Origin of the sequence: Micromonospora sp. PLK6-60, from assembly GCF_019890675.1 — a bacterium.
Classification (GTDB): domain Bacteria; phylum Actinomycetota; class Actinomycetes; order Mycobacteriales; family Micromonosporaceae; genus Micromonospora.
Map to the genome: position 1 here is coordinate 1 of NZ_JAIOAA010000013.1, position 26,200 is coordinate 26,200.

The window sequence follows — 26,200 nt, forward strand, 5'->3', positions numbered from 1 at the left end:
GTCAAGGGCCGCCCGTCAGGGGCGGCCCTTGACTGCGTTAGCGTCCTGGCGACGCAATGAGGAAGGATGTACCGGTGAGTTCTGGACCGCAGGGCGGCGACCGCCCCCGTCGTTACGAGGACCGTGGCGACCGTCAGCAGGGGCGTGGTGACGCCCGACGCGACGACCGTCCGCCGTACCGCGGGAGCCGTGACGACCGTTTCGGTGGCCAGCGAGGCGGCGCCGGCGGCGACCGCCGCGACGGCGGTTCCCGCGAGGGCGGCGACCGCCGGGACGGCGGCTTCCGCTCCGGCCCCCGCGAGGGCGGCTTCCGGCGGGACGACAGCCGCGACGGTGGTTCCCGTGGCGGGGACCGTCGCGAGGGTGGTTTCCGCTCGGGTTCGCGCGAGGGTGGCTTCCGCCGCGACGGCGACGCGCCGCGCGAGGGCGGCTACCGGGGCGGCGACCGTCGTGAGGGCGGCTTCCGTGGCGGTGACCGTCGTGAGGGCGGCTTCCGCTCGGGTCCCCGTGAGGGTGGTTTCCGCCGGGACGGTGACGCGCCGCGCGAGGGTGGCTTCCGGGGTGGCGACCGTCGTGAGGGCGGCTTCCGCTCGGGTCCCCGTGAGGGTGGTTTCCGCCGGGACGGTGACGCGCCGCGCGAGGGCGGCTTCCGCGGTGGCGACCGCCGTGAGGGCGGCCCCCGTGGTGACCGTGAGAGCGGTGGCTTCCGGGGCGGTGACCGTCGCGAGGGCGGGGACCGTCGTGAGGGTGGCTTCCGCTCGGGTCCGCGTGAGGGCGGCTTCCGCCGGGACGACAACCGTGGCGGCGACCGTCGTGAGGGTGGTTTCCGCTCCGGTCCCCGTGAGGGCGGCTACCGGCGGGACGGCGACGCGCCGCGTGAGGGCGGTTTCCGGGGCGGTGAGCGCCGCGACGGCGGGTTCCGCGGTGGCGATCGCGATGGCGGCTTCCGCGGTGGCCGTGAGGGCGGCGCCCGGGGCGACGACCGTCGTGAGGGCGGTTTCCGGCGGGACGACAGCCGCGGCGGTGACCGCCGTGAGGGCGGCTTCCGCTCCGGCTCCCGTGAGGGTGGTTTCCGCTCGGGTCCGCGCGAGGGTGGTTTCCGCCGGGACGGCGACGCGCCGCGTGAGGGTGGCTTCCGCGGTGGCGACCGTCGTGAGGGCGGCTTCCGCTCGGGCCCGCGCGAGGGTGGTTTCCGCCGGGACGGCGACGCGCCGCGTGAGGGTGGCTTCCGGGGCGGCGACCGCCGTGAGGGCGGCCCCCGTGGCGGCCGCGACAGTGGCGGCTTCCGCGGCGGCGATCGTCGCGAGGGCGGCCCCCGTGGTGACCGCGAGGGCGGTGGCTTCCGGGGCGGTGAGCGCCGCGAGGGTTTCCGTGGTGACGACCGTCGTGAGGGCGGTTTCCGCCGGGACGGCGACGCGCCGCGCGAGGGTGGCTTCCGGGGCGGTGACCGTCGGGAGGGCGGCTACCGGGGCGGTGAGCGCCGCGACGGCGGGTTCCGGGGTGGCGATCGTGACGGCGGCTTCCGGTCGGGGCCCCGCGAGGGCGGCTACCGCCGGGACGGCGAGCGTCGCGAGGGCGGCTTCCGGGGTGGGCCGGACCGGCCGCGTACCGAGCGCGGCGGCGCCGACCGCCGGGGTTTCGACGACCGTCGCGGCGAGGGCGGCTACGGCGCCGGTCCGCAGCGGGACCGACGGGACGACCGGGCCGAGGGCACCGAGGGCGGCCCGGCCGCGCCCGTGCTGCCCGACGAGATCGTGGCGAGCGACCTCGACACCGCGGTCCGCGCCGAGCTGCTCTCCCTGAACAAGCCGGTGGCGGAGACCGTCGCCCGGCACCTGGTGGCGACCGGTCAGCTGATCGACGAGGACCCGGCGGAGGCGCTGGCGCACGCGCTGGCCGCCCGGCGGCTCGCCTCGCGGATCTCCTCGGTGCGGGAGGCGGTCGGGCTGGCCGCGTACCACGCGGGGGAGTGGCAGACGGCCATCGCCGAGCTGCGCACGTACCACCGGATGACCGGGTTGCAGAGCCACCTGGCCGTGCTGGCGGACTGCGAGCGCGCGCTGGGCCGTCCCGAGCGGGCGATCGACCTGTTCCGTGGCGCCGACCGGGACAAGCTCGACCAGGCCGTCGCCATCGAGCTGCTGATCGTGGCGGCCGGGGCCCGGGGCGACCTGGGCCAGAAGGACGCCGCCGTGGCGATGCTCCAGGTCCGCGAGTTGACCGCCGACACGGCCGAGCCGTGGACGGCACGGCTGCGCTACGCGTACGCGGACGCGCTGCTCGCCGTCGGCCGGCGCGAGGAGGCCCGGGAGTGGTTCTCCCGGGCGGCGGACGTGGACACCGACGGCGAGACCGACGCGGCGGAGCGGCTGCTCGAACTCGACGGCGTGGTGATCGAGGGCGACGACGAGGACGACGAGCCGGTCGAGGAGCTGGCTGGCCCGGGTACGCCGGGCGCGGTGCCGACCCGGCCGGACACGGACGCCGCCGACGACCTCGCCGACGCCGACGAAGTCGCGCAAGATGTCGACGCGGACGACGATGTTGACGCGGACGACGAGGACGCGGACGCGGACGTTGACGCGGACGACGATTATGCGGACGACGAAGACGATTACGCGGACGACGACGACGGCGACGCGGACGACCTCACGGACGACGAGGACACCGACACCGGCATCGACCGGGAGCCCTTGGCGGCGGACGACCTCGTCCGGGACGACGACCGGGACGCGGACGGCCGGACCGGCGACGAGCTGACCGACGACGCGGCGACCGCCGTGGCAAACCGGACCGCACCGTCGGCCGCCGCGACGGAGGCGACCGGCCCCGTGGCCACCGGTGCCGCGGTCGAGTCGACCGACGCGGGCGAGCCGGGCGACGCGGGCGGCGTGACCGAGCCGGTCGCGGACGTGCGCGGAACGGACTCGCCGCAGCGATGAGCGGGAACGCGGGGGACCGGCTGGTCGACGGGTACACCCTGGTCGTCTTCGACCTGGACGGGGTGATCTACCTGATCGACCGGCCGATCCCCGGCGCGGTCGAGGCGGTACGCCGGCTGCACGCCGAGGGGCGGGGCGTCGCGTACGCGACCAACAACGCGTCCCGGCGCTCCAGCGAGGTCGCCGAGCTGCTCACCGGCATGGGTGTGCCGGCCCGGGCGGAGGAGGTGCTGACCTCGGCCGCGGCCTCCGCCGAGTTGCTGCGGGACCGGCTGCCCGCCGGCGCCAAGGTGCTGGTGGTGGGCGCGGAGGCGCTGCGCGCGGAGGTCCGCGCCGCCGGGCTGACCCCGGTCAGCCTGGCCGACGACGCCCCGGCCGCCGTGGTGCAGGGCTACGGCCCGCGGGTCGGCTGGACGGAGCTGGCCGAGGCGGCGGTGGCGATCCGGGCCGGCGCGTCGTGGATCGCCACGAACACCGACCGGACCCTGCCCAGTGACCGCGGTCCGCTGCCCGGCAACGGCTCGCTCGTCGCCGCGCTGGTCACCGCGCTGCGGCGGGAGCCCGACGTGGTGGTGGGCAAGCCCGAGCCGGCGCTGTTCGCCACCGCGGCGCGCCGTGCCGGGGCGGGGCGGGCGCTGGTGGTCGGGGACCGGCTGGACACCGACATCGAGGGCGCCCGGCGGGCCGGACTCGACAGCCTGCTGGTGCTCACCGGGGTCAGCGACGTACCGGAGCTGCTGGCCGCCCCGGAGGAGCGCCGGCCGACGTACGTGGCGCTGGACCTCGCCGGGCTGTTCGACCCGGCGGCGGTGGTCCGGGTGCCGGCCGGGTCGGTCCCGGGCTGGTCGGTCGTCGGGACCGGCGGCGGCCTGGAACTCGCCGGCGCCGGCCGCCCGCTGGACGCCCTCGCCGCGCTCTGCGCGGCGGCCTGGTCGGCGGCGGGGGAGCCGACGCTGGTGCGACCGGCGTCGGAGGCGGCGGAGGAAGCCCTCGCGGCCCTCGGCCTGCCGGCCTGAGCCTGGGCCGGGCTCAGAGCAGCTTGCGGAGCTTCATCAGGTCGAACGGGTTCGCCTTGATCGAGACCCGCCGGGCGGCCACCGCCTTGGTGACGTCGAGCTGACCGTGGACCAGGGCGACGAGGTCGTCGCTGGTGGTGCTGAGGACGATCTTGGCTTTCGGGTCGTCCCCGTCGGTCAGCTCGACCAGGCGACCGCCGGTGATCCGCCCGTGGAACGCGGTGTCCAGGTCGGTGACCCGGCAGGCCAGGGTCCGGTCGAGGTCGATCCGGTCCTGCACGTCGGCGTGCCGGTCCAGCCGGGCGGCCAGATCCCGCAACGCCTGCCGGCACTCGTCCACGCTGGCCACATCGTCTCCTCACCACGCGCCACGCCGTTTCCCGGCACCGTACCGCACGCCGACCGTCAGCCCGGCCCGGTAGCGTGACACCAGCACAACCCACCCCGCGGAAGGACTCAGGCATGCAGGACGCGTGGCGCGCCTACCTCGAGCTGGCCATGGGCCTGACCGAAACGCCCCGCAGGCGGGCCCAGGACGTCGTCCGCCGGATGGTCGGTTCGGGCGGCGCCACCGCCGCGCAGCTCCAGGCGCTGGCCGAGGAGCTGGTCTCCACCGGCCTGGCCAACCGGGAGGCGCTGACCAAGCTGGTCCGGTTCGAGGTCGACCGGGCCCTCGGCGCGGTGGGGTTGGCCACCGCGGACGAGGTCGCCGAGCTGACCCGCCGGGTGCACGAGCTGGAGCGCCAGCTCCGCGAGGCCAAGGGCGGGCCGGAGGCGGCGGTGACCGCGCCCCCGTCGGCCGCCCCCGCCGTGCCAAGTGCGCCGGCACCGGGCCGGGCCGTGGCGAAGAAGGTGGCGAAGAAGGCGGTCGCGAAGAAGGCGCCCGGCGTGGTGACCCGTGCCGCGGGCCCGGCGGCGGGCGCCGCCGAGCCGGCCGCGCCGGTGCGGAAGGCCCCGGCCGCGCCGCGGCTGCCCGGGGACGCCCGGTGACCGGCTCGACGCGCCGGCGAGGCCGCCGGTGACCGGCCCGTACCGTCCCGGCCCGCCGCCCGGCGGGCGACCGGTGCCGTCGCCGGGCCCCCGGCCCGGGCCGCCCCCCGCGGCGCGTCCCGGCCCGCCTCCCGGCACCGCGCCGACGGAGTTCGAGGACGCCCGGCATCCGGCGGTGGACGCCGCGGTGCGGGCGATGGCGAACGCCGAGGCACTGTCCCCGGCGGACCAGATCGCCCAGTACGAGGCGGCGTACGAGACGCTGCGCGAGACCCTGGCCGGCATCGACCAGGCCTGACCGACCGGAGAACCACCACCCATGGCACGTCGCAACCGGCTCGACGCCGAACTCGTCCGTCGCGGTCTGGCCCGTTCCCGGGAGCAGGCCGCCGCGCTGGTCGAGGCCGGCCGGGTCCAGCTGCGCGGGGTGCCGGCCCGCAAGGCCGCTGCGATGGTCGACCCCGCCGACCCGCTGCTGGTCACCGGCGCGGACCCCACCTCGGAGTACGTCTCGCGGGGCGGCCACAAGCTGGCCGGCGCGCTGGCCGCCTTCGCCCCGGGCGGGCTCGCCGTCGCCGGTCGCCGCTGCCTGGACGCGGGTGCGTCCACCGGCGGCTTCACCGACGTGCTGCTGCGCGCGGGCGCGGCCGAGGTGGTGGCGGTGGACGTCGGCTACGGCCAGCTCGCCTGGGCGCTGCGCACCGACGAGCGGGTTCGGGTCTTCGAGCGCACCAACGTGCGTACCCTCACCCCGGAGCTGATCGGTGGCGAGGTCGACCTGACGGTGGCCGACCTGTCGTTCATCTCGCTGCGGCTGGTGCTGCCGGCCCTGGCGGCCTGCACCCGCGCCGACGGCGACCTGGCCCTGATGGTCAAGCCGCAGTTCGAGGTGGGTCGGGAGCGGGTCGGTGCCGGCGGGGTGGTGCGCGATCCGGAGCTGCGCGCGGAGGCGGTGCTGGACGTGGCCGCCGCCGCCGCGACGCTCGGGCTGGGCCTGGCCGACGTGACGGCCAGCCCGCTGCCGGGGCCGAGCGGCAACGTCGAGTTCTTCGTATGGTTACGCCGGGGCGCCCCGCCGGCCGACCCGCAGCGGGTGCGGGCGGTGGTGGCGGCCGGCCCCGAGGGCCGGGGCGCGTCCGGCGCCCCGACACACACGGAGGAGATGGCCCCTTGACCGTGGAGCGGACCGCGCTGCTGGTCACCCACACCGGCCGTCGGCGCAGCACCGAGCACGCGCGGGCGGTGGCGAGGGATCTGACCGCCGCGGGCTTCGAGGTGCGGGTGGTGGCGGAGGAGGCCGAGGACCTGGATCTGCCGGGCGCGGTGCCGGTGACCGGTCCGGAGGCGGCCGAGGGCGCGGAGATCGTCTTCGCGCTCGGCGGCGACGGCACGTTCCTGCGTGCGGCGGAGCTGGCCCGGCCGGCGAAGGCGCCACTGCTCGGCATCAACCTGGGCAAGGTGGGTTTCCTCGCCGAGGCCGAGATCGGCGACCTGGACTCGGCGGTGCGGGACGTGGTGGCGCGCAACTACACCGTGGACGAGCGGCTCACGCTGGACGTCACCGCCGAGTTCGAGGGCGGGCCGACGATCGAGTCGTGGGCGTTGAACGAGGTGAGCGTCGAGAAGGGCGAGCGGGCCCAGATGCTGGAGCTGCTCGTCGACGTGGACGGCCGGCCGCTGTCCCGGTACGGCTGCGACGGCGTGGTGTGCGCCACCCCCACCGGCTCGACGGCGTACGCGTTCTCCGGCGGGGGGCCGGTGGTCTGGCCCGAGGTGGAGGCGTTGCTGCTGGTGCCGATCAGCGCGCACGCGCTGTTCAGCCGGCCGTTGGTGACCGCGCCGACGTCCACCTTCGTCATCACCGTGGATCCGTTCACCACGCTGGCGGTGCTCTGCTGTGACGGCCGCCGGGTGTACGACCTCCCGCCGGGGGCGCGGGTGACGGTGCGGCGGGGGGCGTTGCCGGTGCGGATCGTGCGGCTGCGGCCCCGCCCGTTCACCGACCGGTTGGTCGCCAAGTTCGACCTGCCGGTGCAGGGCTGGCGCGGCAGCCGCAGGTGAGCGCCGTGGCGCCGGTCCGGCCGGCCCGCCGGTGGCGCTGTCGGGCGGGCCGGGGGCGCCGTGCCGGCTGGTCAACTGTCCCAGGGCGCGTCTAGTGTCGGTTGCTGTGCTGGAAGAGCTGCGCATCACCGGACTGGGCGTCATCGAGGACACCACGCTCCCGCTGACCGGCGGGATGAACGTCATCACCGGCGAGACGGGCGCGGGCAAGACCATGGTGGTCACCGGTCTGGGCCTGCTCTTCGGTGGTCGGGCCGACGCCGGCCGGGTCCGGGCGCAACCGGGGCGGGCGGTGGTGGAGGGGCGGCTGCGGTTGCGCGGCCGGGTCGGTGACACCGTGCACGCCCGGATCACCGACGCCGGTGGCGAGCCGGACGAGGACGGTGCGGTGCTGCTGAGCCGGACGGTCACGGTGGAGGGTCGGTCGCGGGCGCACCTGGGCGGCCGGTCGATGCCGGTGTCGATGCTCGGTGAGGTCGGCGAGCAGGTGGTGGCGGTGCACGGCCAGTCCGACCAGCTGCGGCTGCTGCGGCCGGCCGAGCAGCGGGCCTCGCTGGACCGGTTCGCCGGCGCGGAGCACGAGAAGCTGTTGGACGCGCTGCGGGAGGTGTATTCCCGCTGGCGGGCGGTGGTGGACGACCTGGCCGACCGGCGGCGCAACGCCCGGGAGCGCCACCAGGAGGCCGACCTGCTGCGGTTGGGCCTGGACGAGATCACCCGGGTCGACCCGCAGCCCGGCGAGGACGACGACCTCAAGGCGGAGGCGCAGCGGCTGGAGCACGCCGAGGGGCTGCGCACGGCGGCGCAGCTGGCCCACCAGTGCGTGGCCGGCGGGGTGGAGGCGACCGACGACACGCCGGACGCGACGGTGCTGCTGGGCACGGCCCGCCGCACGCTGGAGGCCCAGGCCGGCACGGATCCCGCGCTGGGTGAGTTGGCGGCCCGGTTGGAGGAGGCCGCCACCCTGGTCGCGGACGTGTCGGCCGAGCTGTCGGGATACCTGGCGGGGTTGGACGCTGATCCGGCCCGGTTGCAGACGATCTACGAGCGCCGGGCGGCGTTGCGGGCGTTGACCCGCAAGTACGCCGACGACGTGGACGGCGTGATCGCCTGGGCGGAGCGGGCCCGGACCCGGCTGTCCGATCTGGACACCTCGGACGACGTGCTGGAGGAGCTGGACCGGGAGGGTCAGCGGCTGGCCGCCGAGGTGGCCGAGCTGGCCGGCCGGGTGTCGGCCTCCCGACAGGAGGCGGCGCTGCGCTTCGCCGAGCAGGTGACGGTGGAGCTGGCCGGGTTGGCCATGCCGCATGCCCGGATCGAGGTGGCGGTGCTGCCCCGGGCGGCCGGCCGGGCGGAGCCGGCCCTGCGGGTCAACGGTGCCGAGGTCGGGGTGGGCCCGGACGGCGGCGACGAGGTGGAGCTGCGGCTGCTGGCCCATCCCGGTGCGCCGTCGCTGCCGCTGCAGAAGGGCGCCTCCGGTGGCGAGCTGTCCCGGGTGATGCTGGCCATCGAGGTGGTCTTCGCCGGGTCGGGGGGGCCGCCGACGTTGGTATTCGACGAGGTCGACGCCGGGGTCGGTGGTCAGGCGGCGGTGGAGATCGGGCGCCGGCTGGCCCGGCTGGCCCGCAGCCACCAGGTGCTCGTGGTCACCCACCTGCCGCAGGTGGCGGCGTTCGCCGACCGGCACATGGTGGTGGCCAAGGACACCGGGGGAGCGGTGACCACCAGCGGGGTGCGGGTGGTGGAGGACACCGAGCGGGCCCGGGAGTTGGCGCGCATGCTGGCGGGTTTGCCGGATTCGGATCTGGGTATCGCGCATGCGGAGGAGTTGCTGGCCGTGGCGGCGAAGGAAAGGCGTTCGTGAGCCCGGCTTTGTGAGCGCAAGCACACCGGCTTGTGCTCGGAGTGTGCTTCCCTGGGTAGGCGGCCCTGCTCAGGCATGTCGCGACAGAAATGCCTGCCTCAACATGCCAGGATGGTCACGATGCGTCTACCCACGTTGCGCCGGACCCGGAATGCGGAACCGGGCACAGTTGCCGGCACCGCTCGCCTCGATCGCCGGACGAAGCGCCTGGTCGGGCGGCTGAGGCCCGGGGACATCGCGATCATCGACCATGTCGACCTGGACCGGGTGGCGGCCGACTCGCTGGTCGCCGTCGGCGTCGCCGCGGTGCTCAACGCCAAGCCGTCGGTCTCCGGCCGCTATCCCAACCTCGGCCCGGAGGTGCTCGTCAAGGCGGGCATCCCGCTGCTCGACGATCTCGGGGAGTGCGTCTTCGAGCAGGTCCGCGAGGGCGATCAGGTGCGGATCGAGGGCAACACGGTCTTCGTCGGCGAGGAGCCGGTGGCGCACGGCGCGCTGCAGGACGCCGAGTCGGTGGCCAAGTCGATGGCCGACGCCCGGGAGGGCCTGTCCGTGCAGTTGGAGGCGTTCGCCGCCAACACCATGGACTACCTCCGGCAGGAGCGGGACCTGCTGCTGGACGGGGTCGGCGTACCGGAGATCGAGACCGAGGTCCGGGGCCGGCACTGTCTGATCGTGGTCCGGGGCTACGACTACAAGGCCGACCTGGACGTGCTGCGGCCCTACATCCGGGAGTTCAAGCCGGTGCTGATCGGCGTGGACGGCGGCGCGGACGCGCTGGTGGAGGCCGGCTACACCCCCGACATGATCATCGGCGACATGGACTCGGTCACCGACGACGTGCTGCGCTGCGGCGCCGAGGTGATCGTGCACGCGTACCCGGACGGTCGGGCCCCGGGCCTGGCCCGGGTGAACGGGCTCGGCGTGCCGGCGATCACCTTCCCGGCGGCGGCCACCAGCGAGGACCTGGCGATGCTGCTGGCCGACGAGAAGGGCGCGTCGCTGCTGGTGGCGGTGGGCACGCACGCCACGCTCGTCGAGTTCCTGGACAAGGGGCGCGGCGGCATGGCCTCGACGTTCCTCACCCGGCTCAAGGTCGGCGGCAAGCTCGTCGACGCCAAGGGTGTCAGCCGGCTCTACCGGCAGAGCATCTCCGGCTCCTCGTTGCTGTTGCTGGTGCTGTCCGCGGTCGCCGCGATGGCGTCCGCGGTGGCCGTCTCCACCGTCGGCAAGGCGTATCTGGGCGTGGTTTCGGAGTGGTGGGACAATTTCGTGTTCCGGCTCGGCCAGCTCTTCTAGCTCCCCGACGATCAAGAGGCTGCAAGCGTGATCAACTTTCGGTACCACGTGGTGTCCCTGACCGCGGTCTTCCTGGCGCTGGCCATCGGGTTGGTGGTCGGCACGGCGGCGCTCAACGGCCCGGTGGCCGACTCGCTGCGGGAGAACGTCAACCTGCTGCGCAAGGACAACCAGCAGATGCGTCAGTCGGTCAACAACCTGCAGAAGGAACTGGACTCGGAAGAGGACTTCGCGGCCGAGATCGCCCAGGTGGTCCTGCCCGGCAAGCTCACCGGCAAGCGGGTGCTGGTGCTGAGCCTGCCCAGCGGGCGGCAGCACACCGACGGCGTGGTCAAGATGCTGGACCTGGCCGGGGCGGACGTGACCGCCCGGGTCGAGCTGCAGGAGAAGTTCATCAACCCGGACAACAACAGCAACCTGATGGAGCTGGCGGTCACCGCGGCCCGACCCACCGCGCCCGCCTCCGGGCTGCCCGGCAACGGGCACGGGGTGGAGACCTCCAGCGCGCTGCTGGCCAGCGTCCTGCTGGACCGGGCGGCCGGCGCGGCCCCGGTCAGCGAACCCGACCGGCGGTCGGTGCTCGGCGCCTACTCCAGCGCCGGCTACCTGACCACCGACGACCGGGTGACCAAGTCCGCCGAGGCGGTCGTGCTGGTCAGCGGCCAGCCGTACGTGGACAAGGATTCGGTCAAGAAGGACGAGTCGGTGGTGAAGGTGGCCGAGCAGTTCGACCGGACCGGCTCGATCGTGGTCGGCGGCAACGGCTCCGCCGGCGGCAACGTGGTGGCCGTGGTCCGCGGCGACCCGGTGCTGGCCCAGGCCATCTCCACCGTCGACAACGCCAACACCGTCCAGGGTCAGCTGGTCACCACCCTGGCGCTGGTGCAGCAGCTGACCGAGAAGAAGGCCGGCCACTACGGCGTGGGCGACAGCGCGGCGGCGATCCTGCCTAAACTGCCCCAGTGAATCAACGGCGGACGCCCGGTTCGCGCCCCCGCGCGCCCCGGGTCCGGATCGGAGGGCTCGCGTGAGCAGGTGGGGTCGGTTGCTGGCCGCCGGGGCCGGGGCGGTCGCCGCCCGGTACGTGCTGCGGGAGGTGCGCACCGCACCGGTGGCGCCCGCGCTGGAGCGGACGAACTTCCGCGGCCGTACCGTCACCCTCGCCGCCGGGCCGGCGCTGGCCGTGGGCGGCGCCGGGGCGGCCGCGGTGGGCGCGGGCAGCGGGGCCGCCGGGGCGGCCGCGCTCGTCGCCGGGCTGGGCGCGGGCGCGGTCGGGCTCTACGACGACGTGGTGGGCGCCCGGCCGGAGCAGAAGGCCGCGAAGGGATTCGCCGGGCACCTGGCCGCGCTGCGCGAGGGCCGGGTCACCGCCGGACTGGTCAAGATCGCCGGGGTGGGCGCGGCGGGGCTCGGCGCGGCCGCCCTGCTCGCCGCCGACCCTCGGGTAGCCGCCCATCCGCGCCGGCAGCGGCACGGCGGACTCGGCCGCGCCGTCGACGTCCTGCTCGGCGCCGGCGTGGTGGCCGGCACCGCCAACCTGCTCAACCTGCTCGACCTGCGCCCCGGCCGGGCGCTGAAGTCCGGCCTGCTGCTGGGCGCGCCGCTGGCCGGCGGCCCGCACGGCGGGATCGCCGTCGGGGCGGCGAGCGCCGCCGCCGGCCTGCTCCGCGACGACCTCGACGAGACGGTGATGCTCGGCGACAGCGGCGCCAACGCGCTGGGCGCCCTGCTCGGCGTGTCGCTGGCCGCCCGCAGCGGGCCGCTGGGCCGGGCCGGCGTGCTCGCGGTATTGGCCGGCCTCACCGCCGCCAGCGAGCGGGTCAGCTTCACCCAGGTGATCCACCGGACCCCGGGGTTGCGGCACCTCGACGAGCTGGGCCGGCTCGCCGACTGACGTGACGAAACCGGCACCTCTCGCCGCCGCCGGCCGCGTCGCCGGGGCGGCCGCCCTCATCGCCGTCCTCACCGTGGTCAGCCGGCTCGCCGGCTTCGGCCGTACCGCCGTGTTCACCTGGACGCTGGCCCCCACCGACCTCGGTGGCGCCTACCTGGTGGCGAACTACGTCCCGAACTTCATCTTCGAGATCGTCGCCGGTGGGGCGCTGGCCAGCCTCGTCGTACCGCTGCTGGCCGGTGCCGTCGAGGTGGGCGACCGGCGGGCCGTGGCCGCCACCACGGGTGCGCTGCTGACCTGGACGTTGAGCCTCCTGATCCCGCTGGCCGTGCTGGTCGCGCTGCTCGCCGATCCGCTGACCGGCCTGCTCGGGCACGGTCTCAGCGACGTCCAGCAGGCCGCCGGGGCGCGGATGCTGCGGGTCTTCGCGCCCCAGCTGCCGCTCTACGGCGTGGGCATCGTGCTCACCGGCGTCCTCCAGGCGCACCGCCGGTTCGCCTGGCCGGTCCTCGCGCCGTTGCTGTCCAGCGTCACCGTCATCGCGGTCTACCTGTGCTTCACCGCCGTCGAGGGGCGGCTGGCCGGCATAGGCGAGGTCGGTCGGGGCGGTGAGCTGCTGCTCTCCGGCGGCACCACACTCGGCGTCGTGGTGCTCTCCCTGTCGCTGCTGATCCCGCTGCGCCGGCTGCGGCTGCGGCCCCGGCCGGGCTACCGGTTCCCGGCCGACGCCCGGGCCCGGGTCGGCGGGCTGGTGGTCGCCGGGGTGGTGACGGTGGCGGCCCAGCAGATCGCCCTGGTCGTCACGCTCAACCAGGTCACCTACGGCCGGACCGCCGACGTGGGTGTCTACAACCTGGCCCAGACGATCTACTTCCTGCCCTGGTCGGTGCTGGCGGTGCCGCTGGCGGTGGCGGCGTACCCGACGCTGGTGGCGGCCCGGGCGAGCGGCGACGAACGGGCCTACCGCGAGACCCTGGCCCCGGCGGTGCGCGGGGTCGTGCTGTTCAGCCTGCTCGGCGCCGCCGCGCTGGTCGGCGCCGCGATCCCGGTCGGGCACTTCTTCTTCGCCGACCCGGTCGACGCGCGCACCGCCGCGGTCGGCATCGCCGGCTTCGCCCCCGGCCTGGTCGGCTACGGCCTGTTCGCGGTCCTCACCCGGGCGCTCTACGCCCGGGGCGAGACCCGCGCGGCCACCCTGGCCACCGCGTGCGGGTGGCTGAGCGTGCCCGCCCTCGCGCTCCTGTTCGGCCGGGTGCTGCCGCTGGCCGACCGGGTGCTCGCGGTGACGCTGGCCACCTCGGCCGGCATGCTGCTGCTCGGCGCGCTGCTGGTCACCGCCGTGCGGCGCGCCGCCGGCCCGGAGGCGCTGGCCGGCATCGGGCGGGCCGGCGCCGCCGGGCTGCTGGCGGCTGCCGTCGCCGCGGCGGGTGGGGTGGCCACCGCCCGGGGCCTCGGCGGGCTCGGCGACGGGACCCCGACGACACTCCAGGCCCTCGCGCAGGGCATGCTGTCCGGGGTCGTGGCCGGCGTCCTGTTCCTCGCCGTCGCCTGGCTGACCGACGCCCGCGACGTGCGGCCGCTGCTCGCGGCCGTGACCCGCCGGCTGCGCCGGCGGCGACCGGCCGGCGGGGCCGACGGCCCGCGGGCGGACCAGCACCCCGGCGAGCGGGGCGACGGAAAGGAGACCGTTTCCTCATGACGGACGCCTCGTCGGCACCGCGGTGGCCCGGCTCGGTGGCCCTGGTCCTCGCCTCCAGCACCGGCGGGGTCGGCCAGCACGTCCGGTCGGTGGCCCGGGGCCTCGCCGAGGCCGGCGCGTCCGTGCTGGTCTGCGGGCCGGCCGCGACCCAGGAACAGTTCGACTTCACCGGCGCGGGCGCCCGGTTCGTCCCGGTGGAGATCCCGGCGAGCCCCACCCCGGCCGACGCCCGGGCCGTCGCCGCGCTGCGCCGGGCCCTCGCCGACGCGAAGGTGGACGTGGTGCACGCGCACGGGCTGCGCGCCGGGCTGGTGGCCGTGCTCGCCCGGCCCGCCGTCCCGCTGGTGGTGACCTGGCACAACGCGGTGCTGGCCGGTGGGCTGCGGGGCCAGCTGTCCCGGCTGGCCGAACGGGTGGTGGCCCGGTCGGCCACGATCGCCCTGGGAGCCTCCGCCGACCTGGTGGCCCGGGCCGCCGCGCTGGGCGCACCCGACGCCCGGCTCGCGCCGGTGGCCGCGCCCACGCTGCCGGCGCCGCGCCGGCGCCGGACCGCCGTCCGCGCCGAGTTCGGCGTCGCCGCCGGGCAGCCGCTGATCCTGTCGGTCGGCCGGCTGCACCCGCAGAAGCGCTACGACGTGCTGGTCGACGCCGCCGCCCGCTGGCGTACCCGCCGGCCCGCGCCGGTGGTGGTGATCGCCGGCAGCGGCCCCGCCTACCTGCCGCTGGCCGCCCGGATCTCGGCGGCCCGCGCCCCGGTGACCCTGCTCGGGCACCGCACCGACGTCGCGGACCTGCTGGCCGGCGCCGACCTGGCCCTGGTCACCAGCGACTGGGAGGCCCGCCAGCTGTTCGCGCAGGAGGCGCTGCGCGCCGGCGTGCCGCTGGTGGCCACCGACGTGGGCGGCCTGCCGGAGCTGGTCGGCGACGCCGCCGTGCTGGTCCCGCCCGGTGACGTCGACGCGGTCGACGCGGCGGTGCGCGGCCTGCTGGACGACGACGCGCGCCGGGCGGAACTCGCCCGGCGGGGCGTGGAGCGGGCCGCGGCCTGGCCCACCGAGGCCGACACGGTCGCCGCGCTGGCCGCGCTCTACGCCGAGCTGAGCCCGCCGGGCTCCGGCCCGGCCCGGCCCGACGCCGGCGCCCCGTCGACGGGGCAGCGCTGATGCTGCGCAGGCTGACCCCGGTGCTGCTCACCCTGGTCGTGGTGGCGCTGGGCATCACCGCCCTGGCCGCCCGGCCGGACCAGACCGCGCCGCGCCGGTCGGCCGACTTCGTCGTGCTGGCCGGGGTGGCCGGGCTGCGCTGGGAAGACGTCGACCCGCAGACCACCCCGACGCTGTGGCGGATGGCCGAGCAGGGCTCCATCGGGTCGCTGTCGGTGCGGTCCGCGCACCGGCCCACCTGCCCGGTGGACGGCTGGCTGACCCTGGGCGCCGGGAACTTCGCCGCCTGGAACGGGTCCCGCCCGGCCGGCGGCTGCCCGGCCGGTGCGGTCACCGTGGAACAGCCGGACGGCATCGGCGCGAACCTGCCGCAGCAGGAGGGGGTGGTCGCCCACAACCAGGACCGGCTGCCCTGGGGCGCGGTGCCGGGCTCGCTGGCGGAGTCGGTGCGCTGCTCGGTGGCGGTCGGCCCCGGCGCGGCGGTGGCCGCGGCCCGGCCGTTCGGCCGGGTCGACCGGTACGCGTCGGCGCTGCCGAAGGACCCGGCCAAGCTGCTCGGCTCCTGCGTGCTCAGCATCGTGGACCTCGGCACGGTCAGCGGCACCGACCCGGCCGGGCGGGCCGAGGCGGCGCGCCTGGCCGACCAGCAACTGGCCCGGGTGCTGGCCGCGCGCCCGCCCCGGTCGCTGGTGCTGCTCGCCGGGATCTCCGACACCGACGAGACGTCCCGGCTGCACGTGGCGGTCGCCGACGGGCCGGGTTGGGAGCGGGGCTGGCTGACCTCGGCCAGCACCGGCCGGGAGGGCTACCTGCAACTGGCCGATCTGGCGCCCACCGCGCTCACCGCGCTGGGCCGCCCGCTGCCGCAGCGGCTCTTCGTCGGCCGGCCCGCCCAGTCGGTGGGGGAGCGCCCGGGTGATCTCGCCGCCGACATCGAGGCGACGGCGGACGCCGACCGGGAGGCCGGCGCCCAGCGCCGGGTGGCCGGGTGGTTCTTCGCCCTGCTGGCGGTTGCCCAGGTGGCGCTCGCCGTCGCGGTGCTGCCACTGCTGCGCCGCGCCCGCCGGCACGCCGGCCCGTACGGCCCGGAGCCGGTGTCGCCGCGGGTGGTCGGCGCGGTGGAGCTGCTGCTGATCGCCGCCGCGCTGGCCGTGCCGGCGGCCCTGCTGGCCGACGCGGTGCCGTGGTGGCGGGGTGAGCACGCGGGCGGGTACTTCGCGCTGGTGACGGTGCTGCTGATCGGTGGCGGGACGGCCCTGGTGCGGATCGCGCCGGGGTACGCCGGGACGCTGGGACCGCTCGGCGCGGTGGCCGGCCTGGCCACCCTGGCGGTCGGCGCGGATGTGCTCACCGGGGCCCGGTTGCAGCTCAACGGGGTGGTGGGCTACTCGGCGTTGCAGGGCGGCCGGTACGCCGGGCTGGGCACGGTGGGTTTGGGGGTGTTCCTGGCCGGCGCGCTGCTCAGCGCCGGCTGGCTGGCGCAACGGTTCCGGCGCGGCTGGCGGCCGGCGGTGATGGTGCTGGTGGGTGGCCTGGCGGTGGTGGTGGTGGGCAGCCCGTATCTGGGCGCCGACTCGATCGGGGCGATCGCGCTCACCGCCGGGGTGAGCGTCGCCGCCGCGATCAGCGCCGGTGGCTGGCTGACGGTGAGCCGGTTCGTCTGGGCCACCATGGCCGGGCTGGCGGTGACCATCGGCTTCGCCACGGTGGACCTGCGCCGGCCGGAGTACGAGCGGGGCAGCCTGGGCCGTTTCCTGGCCGCGCTCGGCGACGGCACCGGCGGGTTGACGGTGAACCGGTCCAGCAGCGCCAACTTCGAGACCCTGGTGAACAGCCCGCTGACGGTGATCGCGCTGGCCGGCGCGGCGCTGGTCTGGCTGGCCCTGCTCCAGCCGTGGGGCGGCCTGATGCGGTTGTTCGGCATCTACCCGGCGGTCCGGGCGGCGATGGCCGGCACCGGCGTCGCCGCCGGCATCGGCGGCGTGCTGGGCGGGGTGGCGCTGGACGTGGCCGGCGCGGCGGCGGCGCTGGTGGTGCCGATGGCGGCGCTGGCCGCGCTGCGGGTGCTCGACCACTCCACCGACCGCACCCAGCCCGGCACCGGCCGGCCCTGGGACGACGTGCCGGGCGGCGGCCCGGACGACGCGCCCGACGGCCGGCCCGGGGGACAGCGGCGGCCCGGCGGCGGGCCGGCGCCGGACGACGCCGGTCCCGGCGGGCCGGTCTCGGACGACGCGGCGGGCGCGGCCGGTCCGGGGCCCGGTGACGGGGCCGACCCCGCCGACGGGCCGGTGCCGCACCAGGCCCGGCGGGCATCGACCGAGGTCACGGCCGGCTGAGCCGGCCCGGCCCGGATCGGGCGTACGACGGGTGCGGCCCCGGTCCCCGGCGGGGAAGGTGTTACCGTGGAATCCCGTGGATCGCGTGATCACCCAGGTGATCGGCACGGCGGTTCGCACGACCGCTACGGACGACACGGGAGCAGGCCTTGGCCCCTTCAGCACGGACGACCCGGCACATCTTCGTCACCGGGGGCGTCGCCTCCTCGCTCGGTAAGGGCCTCACCGCCTCCAGCCTCGGCAACCTGCTCACCGCCCGCGGGCTGCGCGTGGTGATGCAGAAGCTCGACCCGTACCTCAACGTCGACCCCGGGACGATGAACCCGTTCCAGCACGGCGAGGTCTTCGTCACCGAGGACGGCGCCGAGACCGACCTGGACGTCGGCCACTACGAGCGGTTCCTCGACCGGGCGCTGTCCGGCAAGGCGAACGTCACCACCGGCCAGATCTACTCCGACGTGATCGCCAAGGAGCGGCGCGGCGAATACCTCGGCGACACCGTCCAGGTCATCCCGCACATCACCAACGAGATCAAGTCGCGGATCCTCGGCATGGCCGACCCGGACGCCGACGGGCAGCTGCCCGACGTGGTGATCACCGAGGTGGGCGGCACCGTCGGCGACATCGAGTCGCTGCCGTTCCTGGAGGCGATCCGCCAGGTCCGCCACGACCTCGGCCGGGACAACTGCTTCTATCTGCACGTGTCGCTGGTGCCGTACCTGGCGCCGTCGGGTGAGCTGAAGACCAAGCCCACCCAGCACTCGGTGGCGCAGCTGCGCAACATCGGCATCCAGCCCGACGCCATCGTGCTGCGCTGCGACCGGGAGATCCCGGAGAAGCTCAAGGAGAAGCTGTCGCTCTACTGCGACGTGGACCGCGAGGCCGTGGTCGCCGCCCCGGACGCGCCCAGCATCTACGACATCCCGAAGGTGCTGCACCGCGAGGGCCTCGACGCGTACGTGGTGCGCCGGCTCGGCCTGTCCTTCCGGGACGTGGACTGGACCAGCTGGGACGACCTGCTGGACCGGGTGCACCAGCCGCACCACACGGTCACCGTCGCGCTGGTCGGCAAGTACGTCGACCTGCCCGACGCGTACCTGTCGGTCAGCGAGGCCATCCGGGCCGCCGGCTTCGGCCACCGGGCCCGGGTGCAGCTCAAGTGGGTGCCCAGCGACGACTGCGTCACCCCGGCCGGGGCCGCCGCCGCGCTGGCCGGCGTGGACGGCATCGTCATCCCCGGCGGTTTCGGCGTGCGCGGCATCGAGGGCAAGATCGGCACCGCCCGGCACGCCCGGGAGAACGGCATCCCGCTGCTCGGCCTCTGCCTCGGCCTGCAGTGCATGACCATCGAGGTGGCCCGCCACCTGGCCGGCCTGGACGGGGCGAACTCCCTCGAATTCGACGAGGACGCCAAGCACCCGGTCATCGCCACCATGGCCGACCAGGAGGACATCGTCGCCGGCAAGGGCGACCTGGGCGGCACCATGCGCCTGGGGGCGTACCCGGCGAAGCTCACCGAGGGCTCGCTGGTCGCCGAGGCGTACGGCAGCACCGAGGTCAGCGAGCGGCACCGGCACCGCTACGAGGTGAACAACGCCTACCGGGACCAGCTCGCCAAGGCCGGGCTGCACATCTCCGGCACCTCGCCGGACGGCCGGCTTGTCGAGTTCGTCGAGCTGGACCGGGGGCAGCACCCGTTCTTCGTGGCCACCCAGGCGCACCCCGAGCTGAAGAGCCGCCCGACCCGCCCGCACCCGCTGTTCGCCGGGTTCGTCGCGGCCGCCATCGCGTACTCGGAGGCCGACCGGCTCCCGGTGGACCTGGACGGCCCGCCGGCGAAGAAGGCGGGCCGCAACGGTGGCGCGCCGGTGGCCGAGGCGGCCGCGCGCCCATGAGCGCGGTCGAGCACCGGTACGAGGTGACCGGCCGGCGGGAGCGTTACGCCGGCCCGGTCTTCACCGTGTTCAGCGACGAGGTCACCATGCCGGGCGGCGGCACCGCCACCCGGGACCAGGTGCGGCACGTCGGCGCGGTGGCCGTGGTGGCGCTGGACGACGCCGGGCAGGTGGTGCTGCTGCGGCAGTACCGGCACGCCGTCGGCCGGCACCTGTGGGAGCTGCCCGCCGGGCTGATGGACGTCGAGGGTGAGGAGCCGCCGGCCGCGGCGGCCCGGGAACTGGCCGAGGAGGCCGACCTCACCGCCGGGCGGATCGACCTGCTGGTCGACGTGCACACCTCGCCGGGCTTCTCCAACGAGCTGGTCCGGGTCTTCCTCGCCCGCGACCTGGGTGCGGTGCCGGCCGAGCGCCGGCACCGGCGCACCGACGAGGAGGCCGACCTCCAGGTGGTCCGGCTGGACCTGGACGAGGCGGTCGGCATGGTGCTGGCCGGTGAGATCACCAACGGTCCGTGCGTGGCCGGGCTGCTCGCCGCGGCGCGCGCCCGGGACGCCGGCTGGTCGGTGCTGCGCCGGGCCGACGCCCCGCTGCCCCGCTGACCGGGTACGCCCCGACGGGCCGGCGCGGCTGTCGCCGCACCGGCCCGTCGCCCGTCGCGCACGCGTCCGCGTCTCCGTCCCGGCGGGGCGTATTGCGGCATGTCGGCCTGTTCGGCCTCGGTTAGGCCGCTTATTGCCGCACGTCGGTGCCACCCCGCCGGCCGAGCACGGCCCAGCGGCGCGGCCGCGGTCGTGGTCGGTGGGCGGGGACGGTCACCCGGTGCGACGATGGGGGTGGTTCCACGGGCGGCAGGGAGGGCCATTCCTGACACATCGTCAGGCGAACCCGTCACCGGGTGTCAGTGTGCTGGCTTCCCGAGGGTGGGTGCGGCCCTAGACTGCCGCCGGGCGGACCGGTGGACCGCGTCGGCAATGGGGCCGCCGTGGCGCCGCGCAGTCGGGGATGAGCAGCCCCGGAGGAAGGTGTCTGCATCGTGAAGGTCGGAATCCCGCGCGAGGTCAAGAACCACGAGTACCGCGTGGCGATCACGCCCGCGGGCGTCAACGAGTTCACCCGCCACGGCCACGAGGTCTTCGTCGAGGCCGGTGCCGGCGTCGGCTCCAGCATCACCGACGACGAGTTCGCCGCGGCCGGCGCGAAGATCCTGGCCACCGCCGACGAGGTCTGGGACGCCGCCGAGCTGGTGCTCAAGGTCAAGGAACCGATCGCCGAGGAATACCACCGGATGCGCGAGGGGCAGGTGCTCTTCACCTACCTGCACCTGGCCGCCTCGAAGGACTGCACCGACGCGCTTGTCGACCGCAAGGTCACCGGCATCGCGTACGAGACCGTCGAGCTGCCCGACCGCTCGCTGCCGCTGCTCGCCCCGATGTCCGAGGTGGCCGGCCGGCTCGCCCCGCAGGTGGGCGCCTTCTACATGATGCGTACCGGCGGCGGCCGGGGCGTGCTGCCCGGCGGCGTCTCCGGCGTGTACGCGGCGAAGACCGTGGTCATCGGCGCGGGCGTGTCCGGCATGAACGCCGCCGCCATCGCGCTCGGCCTGCAGTCCGAGGTGCTGCTGCTGGACAAGAACGTCGCCCGGCTGCGCCAGGCCGACGCCATCTACCGGGGCCACCTGCAGACGGTCGCCTCCAACGCGTACGAGATCGAGCGGGCGGTGCTCGACGCCGACCTGGTGATCGGCGCGGTGCTGGTGCCCGGCGCGAAGGCCCCGAAGCTCATCTCCAACGAGCTGGTGTCCCGGATGAAGCCGGGCAGCGTGCTCGTCGACATCGCCATCGACCAGGGTGGCTGCTTCGAGGACTCGCGGGCCACCACGCACGCCGACCCGACCTACAAGGTGCACGAGTCGATCTTCTACTGCGTGGCGAACATGCCCGGCGCGGTGCCCAACACCAGCACCCACGCGCTGACCAACGTCACCCTGCCGTACGCGCTGGAGCTGGCCAACCAGGGCTGGCGGGCGGCGCTGCGCAACGACCCGGCCCTCGCCCTGGGCCTGAACACCCACGCCGGCCGGGTGGTGTACGGCCCGGTGGCCGAGGCGCACGGCCTGGACGTGCTGCCGCTGGCCGAGGTGCTGGGCTGAGCGCTGCCACCGACGCCAGGGCCGGCGCGGAACCCGCGCCGGCCCTGCGCCGCGCGGTCCGGGGCTACCTGGACCACCTCACCGTCGAGCGGGGCCTGTCCCCGAACACGCTCGCGTCGTACCGCCGGGACCTGGACCGCTACCTGGACACCCTCGCCGCGGCCGGCGTCACCGACCTCGCGTCGGTCGGCGCCGGCACCGTCGAGGCGCACCTGGCCCGGCTGCGGGCCGGCGACGACGACCACCCGCCGCTCGCGGTCTCCTCGGCCGCCCGGGCCGCCAGCGCGGTGCGCGGCCTGCACCGGTTCGCGCTGCGCGAGGGGCTGACCGCCGCCGACCCGAGCCGCGACGTGCACCCGCCCACCCCACCACGGCGGCTGCCCCGGGCCCTGCCGGTCGCCGACGTGGTCCGGCTGCTGGAGACCGCCGGCCCGACCACCGCCACCGGCGACGGGGCGGCCCTCGCGCTGCGCGACCGGGCGCTGCTGGAGTTCCTGTACGGCACCGGGGCGCGGATCTCCGAGGCGGTCGGCCTGGCCGTGGACGACCTGGACGCCGAGGCCGGCTCGGTGCTGCTGCGCGGCAAGGGCGGGCGCAGCCGGCTGGTCCCGATCGGCGGGTACGCCGTCGAGGCGGTGCGCGCCTGGCTGGTGCGCGCCCGTCCCGGGCTGGTCGCCGCCGGCCGGGGCACCCCGGCACTGTTCGTCAACGCCCGGGGCGGCCGGCTGACCCGCCAGGGCGCCTGGACCATCCTGCGCCGCGCCGCCGACCGCGCCGGCCTGCCGGTGGACGGGCCGGACGCGGTCTCCCCGCACACCCTGCGCCACTCCTTCGCCACCCATTTGCTCGACGGCGGCGCGGACGTGCGGGTGGTGCAGGAACTGCTCGGTCACGCGTCGGTCACCACCACCCAGGTGTACACGTTGGTCACCGTGGAGCGGCTGCGCGAGGTGTACGCCACCGCCCATCCGCGCGCCCGCGGCTGAGCCGGACCGGGCGGCGGTCGCCGGTCCGGTGGCCGACACGCCGGACCGGTACCGAACGCCCTGCTCGCCGGTGGCGTACAGTCGGCATCGGCGCGGACCTCCTGGGCGACACCGACCGGGGTACGCAGCGGCGCCGCGAGGGACGTCGGACGGCTCCGACGCCGGGTGGTCGTCGGGAGGGGGCAACGAGGACATGGCTGGCAACGAGGATCGTGCCGACGCCTGGACGTCGGAGCTCCGCGAGCAGCAGGCGTCGCTCGGCGCGGACCTCGGGCCGGCGGACCCGGCCGCGTACACGATGCGCAAGCCGATCCCGGAGCCGATGCCCACCGACCGGCACGGCCCGGCGCGGATCATCGCGATGGCCAACCAGAAGGGTGGCGTCGGCAAGACCACCACCACCATCAACCTGGGCGCCGCGCTGGCGGAGTACGGCCGCAAGGTGCTGCTTGTCGACTTCGACCCGCAGGGCGCGCTCTCGGTGGGCCTGGGGGTCAACCCGCACAACCTCGACCTGTCGGTCTACAACCTGCTCATGCAGGACGACGTCACCGCCGAGGACGTCCTGATCAAGACCGACGTGGCCGGCCTGCACCTGCTGCCGGCCAACATCGACCTCTCCGCCGCCGAGATCCAGCTGGTCAACGAGGTCGCCCGGGAGATGGCCCTGGCCCGGGTGCTGCGGACCATCCGCAAGGAATACGACTTCATCCTGATCGACTGCCAGCCCTCGCTGGGCCTGCTGGCGATCAACGCGCTGACCGTGGCGCACGGCGTGCTCATCCCACTCGAGTGCGAGTTCTTCAGCCTGCGCGGCGTGGCGCTGCTGCTGGACACCATCGACAAGGTGCGCGAGCGGCTCAACTTCGACCTGGAGCTGGAAGGCATCCTCGCCACCATGTACGACAGCCGCACCACCCACTGCCGGCAGGTGCTGCAACGGGTGGTGGAGGCGTTCGGCGACAAGGTCTACCAGACGGTGATCACCAAGACGGTGAAGTTCCCCGAGTCCACCGTGGCCGGTGCCCCGATCACCACCCTCGACCCGGCGTCCTCCGGCGCCCGCAACTACCGCCAGCTCGCCCGTGAGGTGATCGCCGCCCAGGCGGAGCGGTAGCCGCAGGTCCGGTCCGTGCTGACGTGGACTACGGTCTTCCGGTGACCGCGCCCCTGCTCGACCCGCCGGCGAGCCCGGACCAGCCGCCCGTGGCGGCGGCCGAGGCCGCCGCCGAGGTGCCCACCGACCCGGCCGGCGTGCCGGCGGCGGAGGAGAGCGCGGGCTTCACCGTCCGGCTGGCGAACTTCACCGGCCCGTTCGACCTGCTGCTGCAACTGATCAGCAAGCACAAGCTCGACGTGACCGAGGTGGCGCTGCACCGGGTCACCGACGAGTTCATCGCCTACATCCGGGCCATGGGCGACCAGTGGGACCTCGACGAGACCAGCGAGTTCCTGCTCATCGCGGCCACCCTGCTGGACCTGAAGGCGGCCCGGCTGCTGCCCGCCGCCGAGGTCGAGGACGAGGAGGACCTGGCCCTGCTGGAGGCCCGGGACCTGCTCTTCGCCCGGCTGCTCCAATACAAGGCGTACAAGGAGGCGGCGGCGCACATCGCCGAGCTGGAGGCCGTCGGCGGCCGGCGCTACCCACGGGCGGTCACCCTGGAACCCCGGTACGCCGAGGCGCTGCCCGACCTGGTGCTCGGCGTCGGCCCGCAGCGGCTGCTGAAGTTGGCGCTGCGGGCGATGACGCCGAAACCGGTGCCCGAGGTCTCCATCGCGCACGTGCACATGGTCCGGGTCAGCGTCCGGGAGCACGCGGAGATCATCACCGGCCGACTGCGCCGGGCCGGCACGGCGAGCTTCGCCGCGCTCTGCGCGGACTGCGACATCACCCTGGAGGTGGTGGCCCGCTTCCTGGCGCTGCTGGAGCTGTACCGGCAGGGGCTGGTCGCCTTCGTGCAGGACGAGGCGCTGGAGGAGCTGACGGTGCGCTGGACCGGCCCGGCCGACGGCGGCACCGACCTGCACATCGACGAGTACGCCGGCACCCCCGCCGAGGCGGGGCCGTCGGCGACGGGGCCGGGCGGTGACGTGGTGGGGACGACGGAGGAGCGAGCGGAATGAGCGAGCAGCAGCGCCGGGACTCCCTGGCCGAACAGGCCGCCGCCTGGGTCCCCCCGTGGGAACGCCCCGCACCCCCGCCGAACCCCGAACCCGACCCCACTTCCGAGCCGCCCGAGCCGCCCGTCGACGGCGAGGACGACCCGATCTTGGACAGTTACCGTTCGTCCGGAACGGAAACTGTCCAAGATCCGGCGGTGGCGGGTGGGCCGGCGGGACAGGACGAGGCCGCGGGCCGGAGCCGACCCGAGGCGCGGGAGGCGGCTGCGGAGGGCGTGCCGGCTGCGCGGGCGGCGGGGGAGGACGGCGCTGGGGGCGTACCCAGGAAGCAGCCGGCGGGGCGGCGGCGGGCGACGCCGCCGCCGGAGCCCGGGCCGGTGCTGGACGACGCGGAGCTGCGTGGCGCGCTGGAGGCGATCCTGCTGGTGGTGGACGAGCCGGTCAGCGAGCTGACCCTGGCCCAGGTCCTGGAGCAGGCCCCGGAGCGGATCGGTCCGGCGCTTGCCGGCATCGCCGCCGGTTACACCGCCGCCGGACACGGCTTCGAGCTGCGCCGGGCCGCCGGCGGCTGGCGGCTCTACACCCGGCCGGAATACGCGAGCTACGTCGAGCGGTTCGTGTTGGACGGGCAGTCGGTGCGGCTGACCCAGGCCGCGCTGGAGACCCTGGCCGTGATCGCCTACAAGCAGCCGGTGACCCGGTCGCGGATCTCGGCCATCCGGGGTGTGAACTGCGACGGGGTTATCCGTACCCTGGTCTCCCGCGGCCTGGTCGAGGAGTGCGGCACCGAGGCGGACAGCGGGGCGTTCCTGTACCGGACCACCACGATGTTCCTGGAGAAGCTGGGACTCGACTCGGTGGCCGACCTGCCGCCCCTGGCCCCGTTCCTGCCTGACGACGTGGAAGAGCTTGCCGATGCGACGTGACGACCGTGCCCCGAAGCCCGACGCCCCCGTGTACGAGGGCGCCGAGCGCCTGCAGAAGGTGCTCGCCGCCGCCGGCGTGGGTTCCCGGCGGGCCTGCGAGGACCTGATCTTCCGGCGCCGGGTGACCGTCAACTGCCGGGTGGCGCAGCTCGGCGACAAGGCCGACCCGGCCCGCGACGTGATCTTCGTCGACGGGGAGCGGTTGCAGGCCGACGTCCGCCTGGTCTACGTGGCGATGAACAAGCCGCGCGGGGTGGTCACCAGCATGGCCGACGACAAGGGGCGCAACGAGCTCGCCGAGTTCATCGGCAACCGGGTGGAGCAGCGGGTCTACCACGTCGGGCGGCTCGACGCGGACAGCGAGGGCCTGCTGCTGCTCACCAACGACGGCACCCTCGCGCACAAACTCATGCACCCGTCTTACGAGGTGTTGAAGACGTACCTGGCCGAGGTGGCCGGGCCGATCCCGCGCAACCTGAGCAAGCGTCTGCTGGCCGGCGTCGAGCTGGAGGACGGGCCGGTCAAGGTCGACTCGTTCAAGGTGGTGGACACCCTGGGCAAGACCGCCCAGGTGGAGCTGAGCCTGCACGAGGGGCGCAAACACATCGTCCGGCGCCTGCTGGCCGAGGTCGGGCACCCGGTGTCCCGGCTGGTGCGTACCTCGATCGGGCCGATCAAGCTCGGTGAACTGCGTACCGGGCGGCTCCGGCGGCTGACAAACGCGGAGGTCGCCGCCCTGTTCAAGGCCGTCGGTGACTGACGGCCGCCGGGGCGGGTACCGCTGCCGGTAGGCTTCGTCGCGGCCGACAGCGGGCCGGGCGGGCCGCGGTGGCGTGGGTCGCCCCCGGCGGCG

At 75.4% G+C, this 26,200-nt stretch carries 22 protein-coding genes and 1 pseudogene; 21 read left to right on the forward strand and 2 right to left on the reverse strand.

Features of this window, described 5'->3' with window-relative positions:
- Positions 1-1,835, reverse strand: a 1,835-nt coding sequence (locus K7640_RS21815) for a hypothetical protein (RefSeq protein WP_222956741.1), incomplete at its 3' end; no start/stop codon positions are given.
- On the opposite strand from K7640_RS21815, the pseudogene K7640_RS21820 reads away from it, so the two are divergent.
- Together K7640_RS21820 and K7640_RS21825 are read left to right on the forward strand one after the other, a co-directional pair.
- A pseudogene (locus K7640_RS21820) lies at positions 1,791-2,487 on the forward strand (hypothetical protein); the annotation flags it as partial. The gene K7640_RS21815 and the pseudogene K7640_RS21820 sit on opposite strands and share 45 nt — an antisense overlap.
- A gap of 451 nt (positions 2,488-2,938) precedes the next feature.
- A complete protein-coding gene (locus tag K7640_RS21825) occupies positions 2,939-3,958 on the forward strand; it encodes an HAD-IIA family hydrolase (protein WP_222956742.1) in 1,020 nt (339 codons plus the stop codon).
- Between the two features lie 13 nt (positions 3,959-3,971).
- On the opposite strand, the gene K7640_RS21830 is transcribed toward K7640_RS21825, so the two are convergent.
- Entirely contained in the window at positions 3,972-4,307 is a 336-nt protein-coding gene (locus tag K7640_RS21830) for an SCP2 sterol-binding domain-containing protein (RefSeq protein WP_222956743.1), read from the reverse strand.
- Between the two features lie 113 nt (positions 4,308-4,420).
- Here K7640_RS21830 and K7640_RS21835 point away from each other — a divergent pair, with 113 nt between their 5' ends.
- The 19 genes from K7640_RS21835 to K7640_RS21925 all read left to right on the forward strand — a co-directional run bounded on the left by K7640_RS21835 (position 4,421) and on the right by K7640_RS21925 (position 26,107).
- Positions 4,421-4,948 carry a hypothetical protein gene (locus K7640_RS21835; protein WP_222956744.1) on the forward strand — a complete coding sequence of 176 codons (528 nt, stop codon included), beginning with the start codon at positions 4,421-4,423 and terminating at the stop codon, positions 4,946-4,948.
- A 28-nt stretch (positions 4,949-4,976) separates the two neighbouring features.
- Complete coding sequence (locus tag K7640_RS30880) at positions 4,977-5,246, forward strand: hypothetical protein (RefSeq protein WP_222956745.1); 270 nt, start codon at positions 4,977-4,979, stop codon at positions 5,244-5,246.
- 21 nt (positions 5,247-5,267) lie between these two features.
- A complete protein-coding gene (locus K7640_RS21845; protein ID WP_222956746.1) occupies positions 5,268-6,122 on the forward strand; it encodes a TlyA family RNA methyltransferase in 855 nt (284 codons plus the stop codon).
- 2 nt (positions 6,123-6,124) lie between these two features.
- Positions 6,125-7,009, forward strand: coding sequence for an NAD kinase (locus K7640_RS21850; RefSeq protein ID WP_222956870.1), 885 nt, complete (start codon positions 6,125-6,127; stop codon positions 7,007-7,009).
- Positions 7,010-7,115: 106 nt separating this feature from the next.
- The gene (gene recN / locus K7640_RS21855; RefSeq protein WP_222956747.1) at positions 7,116-8,873 is read left to right on the forward strand and encodes a DNA repair protein RecN; all 1,758 of its coding nucleotides are present in this window, start codon (positions 7,116-7,118) and stop codon (positions 8,871-8,873) included.
- 120 nt (positions 8,874-8,993) lie between these two features.
- Positions 8,994-10,172, forward strand: a complete 1,179-nt coding sequence (gene steA / locus K7640_RS21860; RefSeq protein WP_222956748.1) for a putative cytokinetic ring protein SteA — start codon at positions 8,994-8,996, stop codon at positions 10,170-10,172.
- 27 nt (positions 10,173-10,199) lie between these two features.
- Positions 10,200-11,138 carry a copper transporter gene (locus K7640_RS21865; protein ID WP_222956749.1) on the forward strand — a complete coding sequence of 313 codons (939 nt, stop codon included), beginning with the start codon at positions 10,200-10,202 and terminating at the stop codon, positions 11,136-11,138.
- Between the two features lie 61 nt (positions 11,139-11,199).
- Entirely contained in the window at positions 11,200-12,066 is an 867-nt protein-coding gene (locus tag K7640_RS21870; protein ID WP_222956750.1) for a hypothetical protein, read from the forward strand.
- Between the two features lies 1 nt (position 12,067).
- A complete protein-coding gene (gene murJ, locus K7640_RS21875; RefSeq protein ID WP_222956751.1) occupies positions 12,068-13,765 on the forward strand; it encodes a murein biosynthesis integral membrane protein MurJ in 1,698 nt (565 codons plus the stop codon).
- Positions 13,762-14,928 carry a glycosyltransferase family 4 protein gene (locus K7640_RS21880; RefSeq protein WP_222956752.1) on the forward strand — a complete coding sequence of 389 codons (1,167 nt, stop codon included), beginning with the start codon at positions 13,762-13,764 and terminating at the stop codon, positions 14,926-14,928. Before murJ ends, K7640_RS21880 begins: the two co-directional genes overlap by 4 nt.
- The gene (locus tag K7640_RS21885; RefSeq protein ID WP_222956753.1) at positions 14,928-17,267 is read left to right on the forward strand and encodes a hypothetical protein; all 2,340 of its coding nucleotides are present in this window, start codon (positions 14,928-14,930) and stop codon (positions 17,265-17,267) included. Before K7640_RS21880 ends, K7640_RS21885 begins: the two co-directional genes overlap by 1 nt.
- Before the next feature lie 149 nt (positions 17,268-17,416).
- Positions 17,417-19,162: a CTP synthase gene (locus tag K7640_RS21890; protein ID WP_222956754.1), complete on the forward strand. Its 1,746-nt coding sequence runs from the start codon at positions 17,417-17,419 to the stop codon at positions 19,160-19,162.
- Positions 19,159-19,764, forward strand: coding sequence for an NUDIX domain-containing protein (locus tag K7640_RS21895; protein ID WP_222956755.1), 606 nt, complete (start codon positions 19,159-19,161; stop codon positions 19,762-19,764). Before K7640_RS21890 ends, K7640_RS21895 begins: the two co-directional genes overlap by 4 nt.
- 434 nt (positions 19,765-20,198) lie before the next feature.
- A complete protein-coding gene (ald, locus tag K7640_RS21900; protein ID WP_222956756.1) occupies positions 20,199-21,314 on the forward strand; it encodes an alanine dehydrogenase in 1,116 nt (371 codons plus the stop codon).
- Complete coding sequence (locus K7640_RS21905; RefSeq protein ID WP_222956871.1) at positions 21,311-22,300, forward strand: site-specific tyrosine recombinase XerD; 990 nt, start codon at positions 21,311-21,313, stop codon at positions 22,298-22,300. The genes ald and K7640_RS21905 overlap by 4 nt, the downstream gene beginning before the upstream one ends.
- Before the next feature lie 193 nt (positions 22,301-22,493).
- The gene (locus K7640_RS21910; protein WP_222956757.1) at positions 22,494-23,417 is read left to right on the forward strand and encodes a ParA family protein; all 924 of its coding nucleotides are present in this window, start codon (positions 22,494-22,496) and stop codon (positions 23,415-23,417) included.
- Between the two features lie 41 nt (positions 23,418-23,458).
- On the forward strand, positions 23,459-24,424 hold the full coding sequence (locus K7640_RS21915) for a ScpA family protein (RefSeq protein ID WP_222956758.1): 966 nt from the start codon (positions 23,459-23,461) through the stop codon (positions 24,422-24,424).
- Positions 24,421-25,347 carry an SMC-Scp complex subunit ScpB gene (gene scpB, locus K7640_RS21920; protein ID WP_222956759.1) on the forward strand — a complete coding sequence of 309 codons (927 nt, stop codon included), beginning with the start codon at positions 24,421-24,423 and terminating at the stop codon, positions 25,345-25,347. Before K7640_RS21915 ends, scpB begins: the two co-directional genes overlap by 4 nt.
- Positions 25,337-26,107: a pseudouridine synthase gene (locus K7640_RS21925; protein WP_222956760.1), complete on the forward strand. Its 771-nt coding sequence runs from the start codon at positions 25,337-25,339 to the stop codon at positions 26,105-26,107. The genes scpB and K7640_RS21925 overlap by 11 nt, the downstream gene beginning before the upstream one ends.
- The last annotated feature ends 93 nt before the right edge of the window (positions 26,108-26,200 follow it).

Bases quoted from the DNA above. Each gene is read 5' to 3' on its own strand.
- K7640_RS21825 (WP_222956742.1), top strand. From the start codon at position 2,939: ATGAGCGGGAACGCGGGGGACCGGCTGGTCGACGGGTACACCCTGGTC.
- K7640_RS21835 (WP_222956744.1), top strand. From the start codon at position 4,421: ATGCAGGACGCGTGGCGCGCCTACCTCGAGCTGGCCATGGGCCTGACC.
- K7640_RS21845 (WP_222956746.1), top strand. From the start codon at position 5,268: ATGGCACGTCGCAACCGGCTCGACGCCGAACTCGTCCGTCGCGGTCTG.
- steA (WP_222956748.1), top strand. From the start codon at position 8,994: ATGCGTCTACCCACGTTGCGCCGGACCCGGAATGCGGAACCGGGCACA.
- K7640_RS21880 (WP_222956752.1), top strand. From the start codon at position 13,762: ATGACGGACGCCTCGTCGGCACCGCGGTGGCCCGGCTCGGTGGCCCTG.
- K7640_RS21885 (WP_222956753.1), top strand. From the start codon at position 14,928: ATGCTGCGCAGGCTGACCCCGGTGCTGCTCACCCTGGTCGTGGTGGCG.
- K7640_RS21895 (WP_222956755.1), top strand. From the start codon at position 19,159: ATGAGCGCGGTCGAGCACCGGTACGAGGTGACCGGCCGGCGGGAGCGT.
- K7640_RS21910 (WP_222956757.1), top strand. From the start codon at position 22,494: ATGGCTGGCAACGAGGATCGTGCCGACGCCTGGACGTCGGAGCTCCGC.
- scpB (WP_222956759.1), top strand. From the start codon at position 24,421: ATGAGCGAGCAGCAGCGCCGGGACTCCCTGGCCGAACAGGCCGCCGCC.
- K7640_RS21925 (WP_222956760.1), top strand. From the start codon at position 25,337: ATGCGACGTGACGACCGTGCCCCGAAGCCCGACGCCCCCGTGTACGAG.